Raw genomic sequence first — 19683 nt, 5'->3', positions numbered from 1 at the left:
ACAATTATAAACAATCTAACCCTAGTTCACTTGCAATTACAGTACTCAATTTACTTAAAAATACTTTCTATAACAAACAGATGTCATAATTTGTCGCGGGCGACTTACGTACTAGTGGTCATCTTAGTCTTTGCCAGTTATGATAGATTCATTGGATAAAATATACAGAATCATTATGAAGCAAAATTTTCAAAATCAAATTAAACACAGTTCAGAACAAAAATATCAAGCAGAACTAGAACGCTTAAAAGAACAAGATCAACATAGAAAGCCAGCAGGTTGGCAACTTTCTGCCTACGCTGTTCGCTCATTTATTTTGGGTGATGCCAAACTTGATATTCAAAAAAAATTTTATGGTGACGATGCTTTAGTTGACCGTGCCTTGGTTACCTTGATGGGCAATCAGGGTTTGATGCTGGTGGGTGAACCAGGTACAGCAAAATCAATGCTTTCAGAGCTATTTAGTGCTGCAATTTCAGCCAATTCTCAGCTCACGATTCAAGGAACAGCGGGGACGACCGAAGACCATATTAAATATTCTTGGAACTACGCATTACTTTTATCGGAAGGACCAACAGATAAATCATTAATTCCCTCCCCGCTCTTCTATGCTATGAAAAATGGACAAATTGCCCGCTTTGAAGAAATCACACGTTGCCCACCTGAAATTCAGGATGTATTGGTGTCTTTACTGTCTGAAAAGCAAATGATGATCCCTGAAATGGGACAAGATTTTAGTTTGCAAGCAACACAAGGATTTAACATCATCGCAACAGCAAACTTGCGTGATCGTGGCGTACATGAAATGTCAGCAGCATTAAAGCGTCGCTTTAACTTTGAAACGGTAAAACCGATTCGTGACCAAAAATTTGAAATCGAACTGGTGGGATTACAACTTAAGAACCAGCTTGCTGATTTATACAGTGAAATCCAAGTTCGCCCAGAAGTCATCGAACTCTTGGTGACCATTTTCAATGAGCTTAGAACAGGACAAAGTCTGCAAGGCGCAACACTTAAAACGCCTGATGCTGTTATGTCTACTGCTGAAGCAGTCAATATTGCCCATGCGGCAGGTCTACAAGCCATTTATCTCAGTGATGGAAAATTAAAAGCAGAACACCTCGCACAACAATTGATTGGGGTTGTGTTTAAAGATAATCCAGATGATGCTAAACGCCTGCGTTACTATCTTGATACTGTGGTGAAAGAGCGTGCACGTAAGGATGCTGATTGGAAAAGTTTCTATGAAGCCAGCCGAGAGTTTTAATCATGCAGCTGCTGGATCGAAATATAGAGAGAGGGGAAATGCCTGCACGCTTAAAACAGGCATTTCAACTGAAACAGCAACTGGCAAAACAAAACGTTTTTTTTGCGCCAATCCGCCATCATAGCCCCGCTTGTGCATACGCGCTCAAGCAATATATCGATGAACTTAAGCCCACACACATTTTAATCGAAGCACCAACAAGTTTTGAATTCTTAATTGAAAGCTTACAGAACCAAGCCACTCAGCCTCCTGTGGCAATATTTGCACAAGCGCAACGTTCTTCAAATAAAACCTCCCCCCAAAAAGGCGCTGCAAATAGAAATGGTGCTGACGAAGCACATGAAAGTAATGCAGAAGTTCAACCAGAAATCTTTTCTGCCCACTTCCCTTTTTGTGAATACTCCCCTGAATGGGTCGCTATCCAACAGGCAAAACACATTCGAGCAGACGTTAAATTTATTGACTTGGATTGGGCAAAACAAAGTGCCTTAAAAACGCAACAGTCTGATTTGGACTGGCAACAAAAAAGTCTGCTGTCTGAACGTTATTTTGCACATAGCCAATATATCCAAAAACTTGCTGAAACGATGCATTGCCGAAATCATGATGAACTTTGGGATCATTTATTCGAGCTGCAAAATGTTGAACAACTGCAACATGCTCAAACATTTTTTGATGATGTTTTTGCTTGGTGTTCATTAGCACGTTTGGATTATGAGCGTGAGGTACTTTTGCAAGATGCTTCATTACATCGTGAAGATGTGATGTGGAATTGCATCCAAGACAGTATTGATCCCAAGCATAAAATTTTGGTGATCACGGGTGGCTTTCATAGTCTTGCCTTAATTGAAAATCTAGTAGCCCCACAGCAAGCAGAACGTTTTATTGTCCAAGATCAAAAGCAAAACTGGCAAGAGCAAGCTTGGCTGATTCGCTATAGTTTCGATCGTTTAGATGCTTTAAATGGCTATGCTTCAGGTATGCCCTCACCTGCATATTATCAACAACATTGGCAAAATTTAAAATCTGCAAACAATCCAACAGTTGAACAGACACAACTGCAATTTTTTCAATATTTAAATAAGTTGTGCCATTTTTTAAACCAAGAAAATGCACTGGATGTAACGCCTTATATCGCACTAAAAAATACCGCTGAACTTGCTTGGCAATTGGCTTGCCTTCGTGGACATCATCAACCAAGCCGTTATGATTTACTCGATGCGTTGCAATCAGCACTCATCAAAGGGGAAATGGATGATGGACAACAGCATTTATTTACCCTAATTTTTCAGTTTTTAAGTGGACAACAACTTGGTAAGGTTGCTCAAAATCAGCACAGTCCTGCATTATTACAAAATACCTATCAACAGATTAAAGCCTATCGTTTTAATTTAAATGACACCATTATACGCAATCGAAAACTCGATATTTATCGCAAACCTTTACATCAGAACATTAGCCAATATTTGCATTTACTGGAATTTGTAGGCTGTAATTTTGCCCAACGTATTTCAGGTCCAGATTTTGTACAGGGTGCCAGTCTGGATTTGTTGTTTGAGGAATGGCGCTATGCATGGACACCAAGTGTTGAAGCACGTTTGATTGAACTGGCAGAAATGGGCAACCAACTCGAACAAATTGCACTGCTTAAAATTATTCAACTACAGCAAGGAAATGAAGCAAAAGGTGTCGGGCAATCTGCCTTTGAAACTGCCAAATTGCTGGCTTTGGCGTGCCGCTTAGGATTAAAGCAACATTTAGAATTGCTCAGTCAACAACTCGATACTTTTTTAGAAAGCGATCAAAACCTTGCATCGGTGATTGGTGCAGCACAGCAATTGTATTATTTATGGCATGGTCACAAACTGTTAAATTTACCCGAAAAAATCGTGATACAAAGTTTAAGTTTTGCCGTCTATCAGGCCTGTTTCTTACTTGATCAAATTTACGATACCCATGAAGAAAAAATTGAACAAAATCTTAGCAACTTAAAAACCTTGCATGAACTGATTTTAAATATCAAGCAACGGAATTCTTCACTACAACATGCAGTCGTGAATGCACAAGCTGTGGATTTACTGGAACTGATGTATAGCCAAATTGATCTGGCAAAAATTGATGAATTTCATCTTAGCTCACTCAAAGGCGCGCTAAATACTTTGCAATTTTTAGATCATCAAATTGAGCAAAATCAACTTCAACAACAATTACAACTGGCTTTTGCAGTGGGAAGCGATCCTGAAAACGCTGTGCAATACCTACATGGCATGTTTTTTATTGCGCCTGAAATCTTTGTGCAATCCAATGTTGCAATTGATGCACTTCACCAATTGGTCAGTCATTGGACGGAAGACACCTTTATTCGGATTTTACCTGATTTACGCTATATCTTTAGTCAGCTCACCCCAAAGCAAAGCACCAAAGTATCTAAAATTATCGCTAAAACCACAGGACTAGGAGAGAATGTCATTCTCGATCAAGTGCTTAGTCATATTGGGGAGCAGGATGTATTCCAGGGCATACAACTTAACCAGCTACTGCAAAAAATATTTGAATATGATCACTTAGATCGCTGGGCAATCAATCGCTCTAATCAAGAACAACAGCTTGAACAGCAATCAGAACAACAAGGAGTGAATAAATGAGTCAATTACCTCCTGAACCAAATCTTGATGAAAACTCCGATCCCCCTGCTTCTCTTGATGCCATGGATCAAGCACGCCGTTGGCGCTTGATGCTCGGTCGATATGCCGACCAGAATTTATCAACAGCGGCATTGTCAGGCGATCAACTTAAACTTGAACGCAATCTCGATTATCTCTACCAAAATGAATATAAGCGTCGGGGCATCCAACAAGGGAAAAACCGCCATGGCGGTTTAGAAGCCTCTCAACTTAACGCGATTAACTGGCTCAACCAAAGTCGAAAACTGTTCCCAAAATCAACCTTTGAACGTATGCAAAAACAAGCCATAGAACGTTATGAGTTAACTGAATTATTTAAAAATCCAGAGCATGTAAGACAACTTGAACCCAACCCTGCGGTTGCCAAAGCTTTGCTGAGTATGCGCGGTCGTTTAAGTAATGAAATGAAAGATGCGATTCGAGAATTAATTCAAAAAGTCGTGGAAGAGCTCTTACAAAAAATCCGCACACAATTTTTAAAAGCGTTACAAGGTCGCCGTAATCGTTTTAAGCGTTCACATCTTAAACAGGCACAAAACTTTGATTGGAAACGGACCATTCAAGCCAATCTCAAAAATTATCAGCCTGATTTACAAAAACTGATTATCCAAACCCCTTATTTTAATGCCCGTGTACAGAAGCATTTGCCATGGGAAATTGTACTGTGTGTCGACCAAAGTGGCTCGATGATGGATTCGATCATGTATGCAGCAGTATGTGCCAGTATTTTGGCAGCTCTGCCTGCGGTCAATATTAGTCTAGTCCTATTTGACACTCAAATTGTTGATTTAAGCCATTTGGCACATGACCCAGTTGAAGTCTTACTGACCATTCAACTCGGTGGCGGAACCAACATTGGTCAAGCTTTGCAATACTGTCAAAAAAAGATTAAACAACCCAATCGCAGTATTTTAGTCTTGATCAGTGACTTTGAAGAAGGTGCATCCGTTCAACAAATGCTCAACACCACCAGTCAACTCAACCAACAAGGCTGCAAACTACTTGGGCTTGCGGCGCTGGATCAAGCAGCCAATCCTGTTTATGACATCAATATGGCACAAAAACTCCAAGAACGCGGTATGCAAATCGCTGCAATGACCCCCGAACATTTGGCGACATGGTTTGCAGAGGTGATGCAATGAGTTGGCATATTTATACTCAATACGATGAAGACAGCCTAACCATGCACAGCAATGCTGGTCTTCTACGTCGTGCCCGTAAAGCCTTAGATGCTGTTGAACTACTGCAACAAGAGCACGATCAACTGGTATTTAAAGTCGAAGAATGTGAAGTTAAACTGCCCTTTGAAGGCATCACCAAAGCATTGTGTAGTTGTTCAGCACAAGGTTGTTGTAAACACATTCTCAGCAGTATTTTATGGGTTCAGGAACATGAAACACTCCTGACGACCGCAAATACCCCAAGTGAAAATAGCCCTAACAATAATCGAGAAGATACAGTACTGCTCGCTCAACAGGAAGCATCTCAACATACTGAGACATCTAAACAAGCTACAACATCGGCCCTTGAAACTGTTTTAGAATTTGATCTAAGTAAAATCCAAAAACAAGCAGGCAAAGCCAATATTCGTTTGGCCTATGAATTTGTACAAAATTGGTTGCTTCAATCTGAACATTGTCAAATTGGTATTCAAGAATATAAAATCATTTTTCAAACCGATTTAAGTCCCAATCCAGTTGTTCTCTACCCCGCAACAGGGTTTGAAGGCATGTTGTCAGAAATCGCAGACAAACAAAAAGTTGCTGGGCATTTGGCATGTATTGCTTATTTATTTCTCAAAAATGTCCCTGAAAAATGGCAATGGTCAATTGATATAACAGCGCAACAACACCATCCTACACAGCAACTTTCACCTGATGATCGGGTATTGATCCAAGAACTTAAAATCATTTGTCAAAACTTTATTCAGCAAGGTTTGTCACATTTGGCCAAAGAAATGGTCATGTCACTGCATATTTTAAATATGCAAGCACGCGCACAAAACTTACCACGTTTAGGGAGCTTATTGCGTGCTTTACATGGTTCAATGAAGCAGTTTTTAGAAGCAGATATACAGGTTGATGAGCAACAGATTTTTAATCAATTGGCACATTTGTATGCCTATTTGGCTGCACTGTCAGAAATCGAGCATTTAAATCCAGATGTTCAAGCCGAAGCATTGCGACAACTTCGAGGTGCTGTACAACGTGACTATCAACAAGAAAGCATAGCGCATCTGATCCCTCTTGGTTGTGAATGGTGGAATACAGAGAGTGGTGCACATGGTCTAACAGTATGCTTCTGGGATGTAAAAGAGCAACAACTCAAAGAAGTGACTCAGGCACGTGCCAATCATTTAGATCGCACCTTTGATATGCACAGTGCAGCCAATACTGGGATCTGGGGGAGTTCTCTCAGCTTTTTACTGCAACATCAACTTGAATTAACCCATGCAAAATCCAGTTCAGAGACACAACTTAGTGCCAGCACAGATACTCGTTTTTTACCAAAAGGCATGTTGAATGCACTTAGCCAATCCGATTTAGAACAAATGAATATTGGCATTTCAACATGGCAATCTTTACAGCAAATGCTTCTTCCGCATTCAAGCCTAGAACAGCTTAAATCACGTTATGTACTGCTTCGCCATAAAAGTATCACAGCACCTGAACTCAACGAGCTAGAGCAATATTTTGAATACCGTATCACTGACGATGAAAATAGAGCACTCAAACTGGTCATTCCGATAGAACCTGAATACCGTGCACGAATTAAACATCTCACCCAACTGATTCATAATGAAAAAATTATCGCAACGTTGGTACGTATCGAAACAACACAGCAACAAATTCAATTCATTCCATGTAGTGTATTTTTAACAACGCCAAAAGGTTTAAAAATATTCAGTCTGGATTATGACCATCCTGTACAGAAGAAAAGTAGCTTGGTTGAGCTGATTACGGGTCGTATTGAAAAACTGCTCGAACAAAAAAAGCAGTGGAAACAGCAGCAACATTTATCTGTATTAGACCTTTTGATCTTGGAGTCACAAGCCTTGTTTGAATTCTATGCGAATACAGGTCGTTCAAAATTGGATACGGATGATTTGGTTAAACTAGATGATTTTGCTGAAAAGTTTGCAGATTTGGGTTTAAGCTTTATTCAAAACTCACTCAAATCAGATTCCACCCAGCACAGTTTAGCCAGTCAGCTTTTAAAATGGCGACATGTTTTATTACAACTACAACGCCTAAATCATAGAATCGCTTTAGAAGGACAAGTTACGTCGTGATAAATTAAGCTTGCTATTTAAATTGATGATATTTTTCTATAATTTTAGTGAACTACCAAGCACAGTATTAAAGCCTAAAGTATTAGCGCCTATAGAAAAGCAACAGCGATTTGCTCAAAAGGAATACAGATGTTAAATAAACTTTTTTCAAAAATTGAGTCGATGTTTTTAAAGCCTGAGGATAAGGCGGTTAAAGCACAACAAGCAAACTCAACCAATGATCATGACCATATTCAAAAATATAATGAAGATCTAAAAAATAAAGTTGAAAAGCTCTACCATATTTTCCAGCCTTTGGCCGTCATTGAAGAGCAACTTGATCAAAATGTGGTTTTGTTTATTTTGGATGGAGAAAATCCGGAAATATTACTTAAATTACAGCAATACCCTAATGAAAAAGCACTACTTTTACTGGGAAAGCCGGGTACCTATAGCTGGTACTGGCCTCAAAACAATCAATCACTGGATAAAAAAGAAAATAAGCTTGCTGAAGCAGCACTAAAACTACGCCGTCGTTATTATGGTGAGATCTTTGAAGAATTAGAGTTTGAACAAATCATTCGTTTTGCCAAAGTGCTTGAAGCTGCAACACAACAGAAAAATTTTACCAATATTTATGAAAAAGTACCCACTTGGTTTATTTATCTCACAGTAGACACATTTATTACCGCTTTTGATAGCCAGCATTTTAGCGAAGCAGATCCGAATAAATTGTTAAAGCAAAATTGGACCCAACAAAAACTATTTGATTTACTTGAAAGTGATCAACAGGGTTTAGGCGATGAACTGCTACCTTATCTATTTGAACGCCAAAATATCGACAGTTATCATTCTAGTAAATTAGATAAAATATTATTACTCAAGGACACCCAAGATTTCATTTCAGCCCGATTAGATCAACTCAGAAAACTTATTCCAACACTGAGTATCATTGGACAAGAAAACTTTTTAGACTATATCGCCAAACAAACAATATTGATCAAACAAATCCCTGACTTGATTGTAAAACTTTCTGTAGGGAAATCTAAAACTATTCGTACTAAAGCCACCAGTCTATTGACGAATTTAAATCCAGAAGATAGCCAAAAATATTTAAATCAAAATCTATTGGAAGGTTCAAGTCAGGAACGAGGTTTCTCTGCAGATCTATTGGCACGTTTAGGTGCTGACAACCTGACTGTACTAGAACAAGCATTTGAACTGGAAAAACAAAAATCTGTACAACAAATCTTACAAATGGCGATTCAACGCTTAAGATCTGTTGATACTGCGCAATTACAACAAGATTTTGAAGCACCAATCTTTCAACCGTTTGTTGAACAAAAAATTCCAGCAAGTTTTACCGAGGTTATTTTAGAAAATTATCAAGAAATTTTGGCAAAAGCTGAACAGAATGCTGCCGATGAAATTGAAGAGAATAAAACAGCAAGTTATAAAAGAACTTGGGCTCAAGATCATTTAAAGCAACTTAAAAAAATCAATCATCAAACTTTAACGTCGATTGTTGACCAACTGAACGGTGATGCATCTTTTAAAAATGTACACCAAGTTGAAAATATTATTACCCATAAAAATAAATATAAAAAATATCCTGAATTTTCCATTAATCATGCCATGAGAATCATTGCGATACGCAATCGGAATTGGATCTATTGGCCTAATTTATTTGAAATGCTTAAACCTGAAGAATATGCCAATTATGAACTTCGCCATATCGTTCAGGCCTTGGATGCGGCAAAATTTAATAATCCAAAACGTCGAGTTGCTCAAGGGATTCTAGCGGGATCATCCTATTATCAAAGTTTACAAGATCATATTTATGAGAAAGATAAAATTTGGCCATTTTTTGCGGAAAATCAAGAGTATTTAACTGAAGCATTGGGACTTTCTCCATCTTTAGAACAAAATGAATACCAAAGCTTTAATCCATCAGATGCCATCTTTGTACTTAAATGCTTCCCATCCTTGCCAGTACAGTTTATTCCACGTTTACTCGAATTTGCATTGGGTGAAAATAAGCGTTTGCGTTATGAAGCGCAAGAAACCTTACAACATCTTCCTGACATTCATCAACGTGCCATAGAAGCCTTAGAGTCAGGTAAACAAGACATTCGAATCACCGCAATTGAATGGTTGGCACGTCTACAAAATCAGGATGCAGTAAAACCTCTGAATGCTTTACTTAAAAAAGAGAAAAAAGAAATTGTTCGAGCTGCACTTTTAACTGCATTGGAAAAGCTTGGGCAAGATATTAATGCTTATCTCAAACCAGAAGTGCTGTTGAAAGAAGCAGAAGACGGTTTGAAAGGCAAACTTTCAAGCAGTTTTACATGGTTTGATTTTGAAACATTGCCAAAAGTGAAATGGCAGAATGGCAAAGAGGTTGACCCTAGAATTGTCAAATGGTGGGTGATATTGGCTGAAAAATTGAAAGAGCCTAGAGCCAATGCCCTATTGCAACGCTATAGTGGCTTACTCGATCAAAAAGATCAGGTACAACTTGCCAATCATTTATTACACAGTTTTATTCATCAAGATACCTTACAAACACCATTGGATGAAGCAACACAATATGCAACCACAGAAGCACCTGGCCGTCTGAGTTCTTATCGTGATTCATACAAACGTTATGGTGAAAAATATCCTGAACATTATGCCAAATACGGCACCATCACCTTAGAAGAAGTGATTGAAGAGATTAAACGCGAACGTTTAGGACTTTATCTGGGTTCCGCGATCAAAAGTAAAGGTATGCTTTCACTGACGGCCAATGCGCAAGGAAGTTTCGCAGTAAAACAATTGCAGAACTATATGAAGCAACACTACCCTCGTCGCTCACAAATTGAAGCCATGATTAGTGCATTATCGATCAGTAATGATCCATTAATCATCCAACTGTTGCTTTCACTTTCACGTCGTTACCGTACCGCTTCGGTGCAAACACTTGCAAACACATTGGTTGCTGAAATTGCTGAACGTAATCAATGGACAAGTGATGAGTTGGCCGATCGCACTATTCCAACAGCAGGTTTAGATGAAAATGGAGTGTTACAGCTACAATATGGTTCACGTAACTTTAGTGCAATTGTTGATGATAAAGATAAATTCATTCTTAAAAATGAAGAAGGTAAAGAAGTTAAAGCGCTACCTGCTGCCCGCCAAAATGATGATGAAAGCCTGATCAAAGAAGCCAAAGCACTGTTTAGTACCAGTAAAAAAGAGTTTAAACAAGTCGTTGATATGCAAACAGGTCGTTTGTACGAGGCAATGTGTAGCGAACGTCAGTGGAATGTTGCTGAGTGGCAAGAATATATCTTTGCCCACCCAATCATGAGACGCTTAATCCAAAAACTGATTTGGCTTGAGATCAAAACCAATGGTGAAAAAATCAGTTTTAGACCAAGTGATGATGGTGCATTACTGAATTTAGACGATGATGAAATCGAGCTTTGCACAGACAGTAAAATTCAAATTTCTCATGCGGTTTTGGTCGGTGAAAAGGAAGCGAAAGATTGGATTGCACATTTTAAAGACTATAAAGTAAAATTCTTATTTGAACAGATGACCCATCACCTACCGAAGCTTGAAGATGATAATGTCACTGAAATCAAGGATCATAACGGCTGGCTTACAGACACATTTACCCTACGTGGTGTTGTAACCAAATTAGGCTATCAACGTGCCAGCATTGAAGATGGTGGCTCATTTGACCGCTATACCAAACCTTATAAACAGTTGGGTATAGATGTAGAAATTACATTTAGTGGAAGTTATGTACCAGAGGAAAATATTCCAGCTGTACTTTATGAACTCACCTTTAGCAAAAAAGCCAGTCGATCTTGGAATAACAATGAACTTCCACTTAAACAGATCCCACCAATTTTATTGGCTGAGAGCTATGCAGACTATTTAAAAGTTGCTGCATCGACATCAGGTTTTGATCCAGAGTGGGAAAAGAAAACGCCTTGGTAATTCATAAAGACTAAGAATTTTTGTTTAGACTTGCTACAGGGGATGTCAGCTGTATTGCAACCGATATGATGACTGTTGATAGTCATCATATCGGTTATATGGGTAATTCGATTCAGCATGTAAATACAGACATCGTTCTACAATAGGCAATAAAACACCATGCTCATTCCAGTATTTAAAATTTATTTCAAAAATTACTGCTTCAAACCCTCTCTAATTAGTCCTGCTTATGGATGGTTTTGCCTAATTGATGTAAATATCCATCATGAATTCATATTATTATAAAAATAATAAATATATTTATTTTCAGCCACTTAATTAACTTTTGAGCATACAATATAAGGTTTTAAATGATGCACAAGAATCAATATCTTTCGCCATTGAACTAAAAAAGTAAACGCGTTTAAATGTAAACATTCATTCTGTATTCTAAAATAAAGGACTTTGCATGAACCGTCGTGTTGTCATCACTGGTATGGGTATTAACTCATGTATCGGTAATACATTGGAAGCTGTTAAGCACTCTTTGGAAAATGGTATTTCAGGGACACGTCATAATTCAACTTACGAAGAACTTAATTTTAAAAGTCATGTCAGTGCCGCAGCTGAACAAGATTTTGATGGTATTGACCGTAAACTTAAACGCTTCATGGGCGTATGTGCAATGTATGCCTACAATTCAGCACTTGCAGCTGTAGAACATGCTGGCCTAACACCAGAGCAACTGGGCGGTAATCCTCGTTACGGTATTGCAGGGGGTTCAGGTGGTAACTCAACTGCATCTGTTACAGAGATGGTTAAACTTTTAGAAGAAAAAGGTGCACGTAAAATTGGCCCGTTCTTCGTACCACGTAATATGTCTAACACCATTACTGCCAATGTCGGTGTTGCATTCAAATTACAAGGTGTTGCTCATTCAATCACCAGTGCTTGTGCAACTTCAGCTGATGCAATTGGTTATGCTTACAACCTGATTCAATTAGGTAAACAAGATTTAATGTTGGCGGGTGGCGGTGAAGAAGATCACTGGTCACAAAGCTTATTGTTTGATGCGATGGGCGCACTATGTTCTAAATATAATTATGCTCCAGAAACAGCGTCACGCCCATACTCAGCTGACCGTGACGGTTTTGTGATTGCGGGTGGTGGTGGTTTTGTTGTACTTGAATCACTTGAACATGCTCAAGCACGTGGTGCAAATATTCTTGCAGAAGTTGTTGCTTATGCTGCAAATTCGGATGGTGCGGATATGGTTGCACCATCAGGTGAAGGTGCTACCCGTTGTATTTTGATGGCTTTAGAAGAAGCAAAACAACATGGCGTGGATCAGATTGACTACGTAAATACCCATGGTACTTCAACACCTGCTGGTGACGTGACTGAACTTCTTGCGATGGGTCGTGCATTTGGTGAAGGTAATGTTCCACCATTAAGCTCAACCAAGTCTATGACAGGTCACAGTCTGGGGGCTGCTGGTGTTCAAGAAGCCATTTATTCTGTATTGATGATGCAAAATGACTTTATCGCGCCAAACATCAATGTCACAGAACTAGATGAAGGCACAAAAGGTTATGACATCGTACTTGAAAAACGTGATACAAAATTGAATACTGTGATGAGTAATAGTTTCGGTTTTGGCGGTGTCAATGCTTGTCTCATTTTTAAAAAATGGGAAGGCTAAACAAAGAATTGTTGATCATTCAAATTTATAATAAGTTTGGATGATCGGCATCTCCCACACTGCCCTTAAAAGGGTAAATTGATGGATGCTCCTTCAGAAGCTTTCCTTTGGGTAAAAGCTTTACATATCATTGCAGTCGTGTGTTGGTTTGCAGCACTGTTTTATCTCCCGCGTTTGTTTGTCTACCATGCCATGAGCGATGATAATCTAAGTCATCAGCGTTTCGAGATCATGGAGCGTAAATTATATCGGGGCATTATGTGGCCATCGATGATCGCAACTTTGATCACCGCACATTTTCTCGTAGACTGGGGCGATGCAACACGTCATTACCATGAAGCTTTATGGTTTTATCTAAAAGTCGGTTTAGTTGGTCTTTTGGTGATTTACCACTTTGTCTGCGGTTATTACCGTAAAAAACTGATTGGCAATGCACATTATAAATCGCATAAGTTTTGGCGATTTTTCAATGAGATGCCAACCCTGATTTTATTTGCAGTGGTGATTTTAGTGGTGGTTAAACCCACATTTTAAATTGTAGATAGAAACCTCCTAAATGGAGGTTTTTTATTGATTGTATGTAATTTACAGGCCCACCTAAATAATTTTTTAATAAATTCAGCAACATGAAATTATAAAAACTTAATCAACAATATCATTAAAAACACTTAATACATGCCTTTATAGAGGCTTCACTGTCACATCTTAGATACAAGGTTTAATTTCATTTGTGCTGGCAATGCCCCATTTTTCGTAGGGGACAGCAAACCTTGCGCATGCACGATTCAATAATGTAAAAAGTAGTTGTTATTACCTTAAACACTGCACAATCACTCTATTGCGCTCAACATCAGTCCATTAGATCTGTTCCGGAATAATCATTTGCTTGTGCAAACTCAATATATATAGGATTTCTTTCAATGGCTCTTAATTAGCCAATTTCTAATTTTTGCATTCATCGGTGTTGAATAATACTTTTCAATGGCCCAACTCAATACAAAAACAGCAATAAAATAAATTGGCAATAGCATTAATTTTTCAACAGCTAAGGTTTCTTGAGGAAAATAAAAAACTTTAAATAAACCCAAGATAATCAAATGAAATAAGTACATTTCATAACTACGTTGCCCAATCCACGCTACACCTTTTGACAATATAGAGCGAGATTCAGTGTGTGGGTTCTGAGCAAAACAGAAGATCAGCATTGCTGACAATATGGCAAAAATGCTGATTCCCCACGTACTAACCTCTTTGATTGGTGCATATAAATAAACAGCAGCTATCAACACGACAATGATTGGAACCACGATTTTGGAAACCTGAATTTTTTGTCCCATCCGCTGATTCATTAAAGCAGTTAAGCAACCAATCGCAATTCCGTCAAAACTTGAGAAGTAATGATAAAGATAAGCCCCGCTTTCCTCAGCAAAATGCAATGAACGGAAATAAGGTGCATAAATGATGATTGCCAATAAAAATATAATAAACCCTTTACCACGGCCTAATACAACACACAAAATTGGAAATGCTAAGTAGAAGACTTCCTCCACAGATAAAGACCATAGCACGCCTAGCGCATAATTCACCCAGCCATTTTCAATGATTAGGATATTCATCCAAAAGGTAAAAGCAGAAAATACAGTTAAGCCGTAAGAAACTTCAATACCGTTTGGCGCTTGATTGAGAAAGGGTTTTAACCCCATTGCACCCAGTACTGTGACCAGCACCACCAGTAGGACCAAACAAGGCATAATTCGGGCAATACGGCGAATATAGAAATCTTTGAGTTTAATCTGTGCAAGTGTCCCACTTCTTTGTAAAGTATGTTGAGTGATTAAAAAACCCGAAATCACAAAAAATAAAGTCACTCCATAATTACCATTGCGGGCAATTAAAGTACTTAAGCTTTCTCCAAAGATCTGTATACCTAGAAATGTGTCATGCAGTTTATAAGGAATATTAAAATGGTGGAGAAGGACCAATAAAATTGAAATTCCACGTAAGAGATCGATCTTGTTATTGCGCATATCTGCTATTGCTTATCATAAATGATGCTATTAAACGTGTTTTTTATTTTTATTTCAGTATGTTATTTTGAATAATTTGTTAAATTCTACATTTAATCTATGTAATCAATCACGGATAAAACCAAAAACTTGAGCATTTTATATTTAATCTAAGCGTTTAATTTTTAGAGTTAATTTATATCAAAATTTTTCATATCATAGTTATTCAGGAGATGATCTAACACCATCTCCTGATCAATTGAATATTCAACATTAAAGCTGTTGATTACGTTTTTTCATACGCGGTTTATACATCATTTGATAGGTCACCGCTAAAATAATCACCCACAACGGGCTGATGATTAAAGCTTTTAAAGTATCAGGCTCAAGACTTAAAATCACCAAAGTAAAGGCAAGGAAGATCAAAACAAGATAAGACATCCATACACCACCTGGCATTTTAAAGTTTGATTTCTCATGTAATTCTGGGCGTAATTTACGGTAGCGTATATAACACACCATAATAATACTCCAGATACTAATGAATAAAATCACACATAAAGAACTGGCTAAGGTAAATGCTTCGACGGTATTTGGAACAAAATATTGTAGTGCTGCACCTGCCATAATAAAGCCACAAGAGAACAACAAACCTTTTGCAGGAACGGCGCGTTTAGACAGCTCAGCCAACTTAGTCGGTGCTTGCCCTTCTTTAGCCAATCCAAACAACATACGACTGGTTGAAAATACACCACTGTTCATCGATGACATTACCGAGGATAAAACCACCAAGTTCATAATCACAGCTGCTGCACCAATACCAGCATGTAGGAACAATGTGACAAATGGGCTTTGATCCGCAGGAATTTCATTCCAAGGGGTTACCGACATCACGATAAAGAGTGCCAATACATAGAACAAAATAATACGGGTCGGAATCGCATTGACCGCTTTAGGTAAGTTCTTTTCAGGATCTTTGGTTTCTGCCGCCATAGTACCAATCAGCTCGACACCGACAAAAGCAAACAAGGCAATTTGGAAACCTGCTAAAAAGCCACTTGCGCCTTTCGGGAACATGCCACCATGCGACCAGACATTGCTAAAGCTTGCAACTGAACCTGTCGGTGCTTGGAAATGGCTCAACACCATATAGCCACCAATAAGAATCAATCCAACAATGGCTAAAATTTTGATCAAAGCAAACCAAAACTCAATTTCACCAAACAACTTTACTGTGAGGAGATTAATTCCCAATACCAAGAGTACGCATCCAGCACTAATTAAGGCTTGTCCCATGGGGGTAAAGGCGGTTCCGTCAGGAAGCCAAAAATTGAGATAATTAATAATTGCAGCTAAATCCGCAATACCCACTAAGATCCAACCGAGCCAGTATGACCAGCCAATATAATAGCCAGCACCCGGACCAATTAAGTCATGTGCCATATCAATAAAGGATTTGTAGTGCAGATTTGAAAGTAAAATTTCACCCAATGCGCGCATCAGGAAAAAGAACATTGCACCAATGATCATATAAATGATCAGAATTGAAGGGCCTGCAAGGGAAATGGTTTTCCCTGAACCCATAAATAAGCCAGTACCAATTGCACCACCAATCGCAATTAATTGTAGGTGACGATTGGATAATTTCCGTTGTAGCTCATTTGGCGACGATGGTACGTCATCTGAATGGCTTGAAGTTGTCATAAAAATATCCTTTTTGACAATTTTTTGGAGGTAAAACCCGCTTGTGGCATAAGAACATTCCCGTTCTATTGTTCTACCTAACGCGAACTGGGCCACATGGTTTACATGTGACCAGCTTTAATTCGGGGCAAATACTGCTTTAATTGTTGACAATAATCAATTCTACTTTATGACAAGCGGTTAATTTATGCCTGCGCCGCAATAACTGCGATCTCAATCAACCAATCTGGATTAACCAAATCAGCTTGAATTGTTGCGCGAGATGGAGCAACACAACCTTCTAACCAATCAATCCAAATGGTGTTAAAAGTTGCAAAATCATCTAAATTTTTGATGTAGACATGCGCAGACAATAAACGTGATTTATCGGTATTTGCCTCAAGCAATAATTGATCAATCGTTGCTAAGATTTCTTGAGTTTGACCAATAATATCCTGTTGGGTGTTTTTAGGAACTTGGCCTGACAAATAAACCACTTTATTGAAAATGGTGACTGCACTCATTACTTGATTGCTGTTGAGTTTTTGAATGTCTGGGTGTTGAACGTTGTTTGACATGTTGATGTCCTTATTTTGAAATTTTAAAATTTACCCGTGCAGTTACACCACACATGAGCTCATAACCTACGGTTCCAGAACTTGCTGCAACTTCATCAATCGGCAGTACAGTTCCATTTGAAGACTGTCCCCAAAGTACCACTTCGCTTCCAACTCGCGCATCTGGGATATGAGTTAAATCAACCGCCAACATATCCATACTGACACGACCAATAGTTTGTGTTCGTACAGAATTGACCAATACTGGTGCATCCATCGAAATACGTTGGTAACCATCTGCATAACCACATGCCACGATTCCGATTTTCATGGCTTGGGTTGCAGTAAATTTAGATCCATAACCCACTGTTTCACTCGGCTGTAAATCTTGAATTGCGATGATTTCACTGCGTAAACTCATGCTTGGTTTAAGATTCCAGTCTTGAATTGAGTGTGTTGGATAGTCAGGAGAACTGCCGTACAGCATAATCCCACTGCGAATATAATCTGAACGTAAATCTTGTGAATGTCGGAGAATGGCCGCACTATTTGAAACTGAACGCTCTCCGTCTAAATCTTGAATGGTTTGTTCAAAAATAGCCTGCTGGTAGGCAATCCCAGATTGCCCCAAACGCTCACCATCTGCATCTGAAAAATGCATCATATGCGTGATAGATTTCACCACATCGAATTGCTTTAATCTTTGCCACATTGCGCGATACGCATCAGCTTTAAAACCAAGGCGATTCATTCCTGTATTCATTTTTAAAAATACATCGAATTGAGTCTGTGCTGGATTGTCTTTGAGAGATTGGCTTTGAAATTGTTCTAGCCAATTCACTTGTTCTTCATTATGTAGGCTAAAACTTAATTGATACTTTTCACAGTCCAATAAATCATCTGCTGAAAAAATACCTTCTAAGAGCAGAATTGGACCTGTCCATCCCGATGTTCTTAGGCGTTTTGCTTCATCGATATCTAACAAAGCAAAACCATCTGCGGATTTGAATGCATCATAGACACGCTCAATACCGTGTCCATAAGCATTGGCCTTGACCACGGTAAAAACTTTACTTTGTGGCATAAATTGACGGGCGACATTCAAGTTATGCAACAAAGCATCCTGATGAATGACAGCAGTAATTGGTCTAGGCATTTTATTCATCCCTGAATATGGATTGGCGTTGTAAATTATTTATCGCTAAACAATTTATTGATTACTGTTTTAACAATGTGGCTGACTTAAGCAGCGTGTGGATAACGCTGAATAGATAAGCCTTCGGTACTAATATCAGTTTGATGATTAAGTACTAGATCGCTGATTAATTTTCCTGAACCACATGCCATGGTCCAGCCTAAAGTGCCATGCCCTGTATTAAGGAATAAATTTTTAAAACGTGTTGCGCCAATAATTGGTGTGCTGTCTGGGGTCATTGGGCGAAGACCGGTCCAAAATGACGCTTGTGCCAAATCACCACCCGGGAATAAATCTTGGGTCACCATTTCCAACGTGCCACGACGATCAGCATTTAAACCATGATTAAAACCGCTTAATTCTGCCATTCCACCAACACGAATACGTTGATCAAAACGAGTAATCGCAATTTTATAGGTTTCATCCAAAACTGTAGATTGTGGTGCAAATGTTGGATCAACAATCGGGATCGTTAAAGAATAACCTTTCACTGGGTAAACTGGTAAATTCAATTCCAGCGGCTTTAAGAAATCACGTGAATAGCTACCAAAAGCCAATACATAGCGATCAGCAGTTAACACGTCACCATTAACCACTACACCTTTGATTTGATCACCTTCAACCACCAATCTTTCAACATTTTGGTTGAATTTAAACTCGACACCTAAACCTTTGGCTAAATTGGCTAAAGCATTGGTAAATAAGTAGCAGTCGCCTGTTTCATCATTTGGAAGATGTAAACCACCGACCAATTTATCTTTGGCATGTTCTAGTGCTGGTTCTACTTTAGCAAGATCATCTTTAAGCAATAACTCATGTGGAACACCACATTCTTTGAGTACAGCAATATCACGCTGAACCATTTCTAATTGAGCTTCATTACGGAAAACTTGCAACGTGCCTTTTGAACGGTTTTCGTATTCAATGCCAGTATCTTTACGCAGTTCTCTTAAACAGTCACGGCTATATTCTGCAACACGTGTCATACGTTCTTTGTTAATCGCATAACTTTCTGAGTTACAGTTTTTAAGCATTTGCGCCATCCACTGTAACTGCCACATACTGCCATCGATATTAATCGCAAGTGGTGCATGATGTTGAAACATCCACTTAACCGCTTTAAACGGAATACCGGGTGCAGCCCACGGTGTCGAATATCCTGGAGAAATTTGACCTGCATTACCAAAGCTGGTTTCTTCAGCTGGACCTGCTTGACGGTCTAAAACTGTAACTTGTGCTCCTTGCTGCGCGAGGTAATATGCACTTGCTACGCCAATCACACCACTACCTAATACTATTACACGCATTTCTTATCCTTTATGCATTTACTAGTTTATTTCACTAGT

13 protein-coding genes are annotated in these 19683 nt (G+C 38.7%); 8 read left to right on the top strand and 5 right to left on the bottom strand.

The genetic code is table 11. The features are described from left to right. The first annotated feature begins 175 nt into the window (after nucleotides 1-175). The 8 genes from AC2G3J_RS03950 to hemJ all read left to right on the top strand — a co-directional run bounded on the left by AC2G3J_RS03950 (nucleotide 176) and on the right by hemJ (nucleotide 13430). Nucleotides 176-1267 carry an ATP-binding protein gene (locus tag AC2G3J_RS03950; protein WP_336952053.1) on the top strand — a complete coding sequence of 364 codons (1092 nt, stop codon included), beginning with the start codon at nucleotides 176-178 and terminating at the stop codon, nucleotides 1265-1267. A gap of 38 nt (nucleotides 1268-1305) precedes the next feature. Beyond that, entirely contained in the window at nucleotides 1306-3912 is a 2607-nt protein-coding gene (locus tag AC2G3J_RS03945; RefSeq protein ID WP_483770678.1) for a DUF5682 family protein, read from the top strand. Beyond that, the gene (locus tag AC2G3J_RS03940; RefSeq protein ID WP_419820043.1) at nucleotides 3909-5093 is read left to right on the top strand and encodes a VWA domain-containing protein; all 1185 of its coding nucleotides are present in this window, start codon (nucleotides 3909-3911) and stop codon (nucleotides 5091-5093) included. Before AC2G3J_RS03945 ends, AC2G3J_RS03940 begins: the two co-directional genes overlap by 4 nt. Next, nucleotides 5090-7243, top strand: a complete 2154-nt coding sequence (locus tag AC2G3J_RS03935; protein WP_419360714.1) for a hypothetical protein — start codon at nucleotides 5090-5092, stop codon at nucleotides 7241-7243. The genes AC2G3J_RS03940 and AC2G3J_RS03935 overlap by 4 nt, the downstream gene beginning before the upstream one ends. Before the next feature lie 129 nt (nucleotides 7244-7372). After that, nucleotides 7373-11215 (top strand): DUF4132 domain-containing protein, encoded by a 3843-nt coding sequence (locus AC2G3J_RS03930; RefSeq protein WP_419328216.1) that lies wholly within the window; start codon nucleotides 7373-7375, stop codon nucleotides 11213-11215. 20 nt (nucleotides 11216-11235) lie between these two features. Beyond that, nucleotides 11236-11361, top strand: a complete 126-nt coding sequence (locus AC2G3J_RS03925; protein WP_336952058.1) for a hypothetical protein — start codon at nucleotides 11236-11238, stop codon at nucleotides 11359-11361. A 302-nt stretch (nucleotides 11362-11663) separates the two neighbouring features. Then, entirely contained in the window at nucleotides 11664-12896 is a 1233-nt protein-coding gene (locus tag AC2G3J_RS03920; RefSeq protein ID WP_483770677.1) for a beta-ketoacyl synthase N-terminal-like domain-containing protein, read from the top strand. Between the two features lie 81 nt (nucleotides 12897-12977). Further along, nucleotides 12978-13430 (top strand): protoporphyrinogen oxidase HemJ, encoded by a 453-nt coding sequence (gene hemJ / locus AC2G3J_RS03915; protein ID WP_004723664.1) that lies wholly within the window; start codon nucleotides 12978-12980, stop codon nucleotides 13428-13430. A 383-nt stretch (nucleotides 13431-13813) separates the two neighbouring features. Here hemJ and AC2G3J_RS03910 read toward each other — a convergent pair whose 3' ends face one another. The 5 genes from AC2G3J_RS03910 to AC2G3J_RS03890 form a co-directional block, all read right to left on the bottom strand. Next, on the bottom strand, nucleotides 13814-14923 hold the full coding sequence (locus AC2G3J_RS03910; RefSeq protein ID WP_336952060.1) for an acyltransferase family protein: 1110 nt from the start codon (nucleotides 14921-14923) through the stop codon (nucleotides 13814-13816). Nucleotides 14924-15175: 252 nt separating this feature from the next. Further along, a complete protein-coding gene (locus AC2G3J_RS03905) occupies nucleotides 15176-16606 on the bottom strand; it encodes an amino acid permease (RefSeq protein ID WP_004723666.1) in 1431 nt (476 codons plus the stop codon). A 185-nt stretch (nucleotides 16607-16791) separates the two neighbouring features. After that, nucleotides 16792-17163, bottom strand: a complete 372-nt coding sequence (locus tag AC2G3J_RS03900; protein WP_336952061.1) for a RidA family protein — start codon at nucleotides 17161-17163, stop codon at nucleotides 16792-16794. Nucleotides 17164-17173: 10 nt separating this feature from the next. Continuing rightward, nucleotides 17174-18298 carry an alanine racemase gene (alr, locus tag AC2G3J_RS03895; protein ID WP_483770676.1) on the bottom strand — a complete coding sequence of 375 codons (1125 nt, stop codon included), beginning with the start codon at nucleotides 18296-18298 and terminating at the stop codon, nucleotides 17174-17176. Nucleotides 18299-18384: 86 nt separating this feature from the next. Next, nucleotides 18385-19644, bottom strand: a complete 1260-nt coding sequence (locus AC2G3J_RS03890; protein ID WP_336952064.1) for a D-amino acid dehydrogenase — start codon at nucleotides 19642-19644, stop codon at nucleotides 18385-18387. Between the last annotated feature and the right edge of the window lie 39 nt (nucleotides 19645-19683).

This window comes from Acinetobacter legionensis (assembly GCF_057165765.1).
Note: the sequence above shows the minus strand (reverse complement) of the source record. Positions and strands in the feature narration are given on the sequence as shown.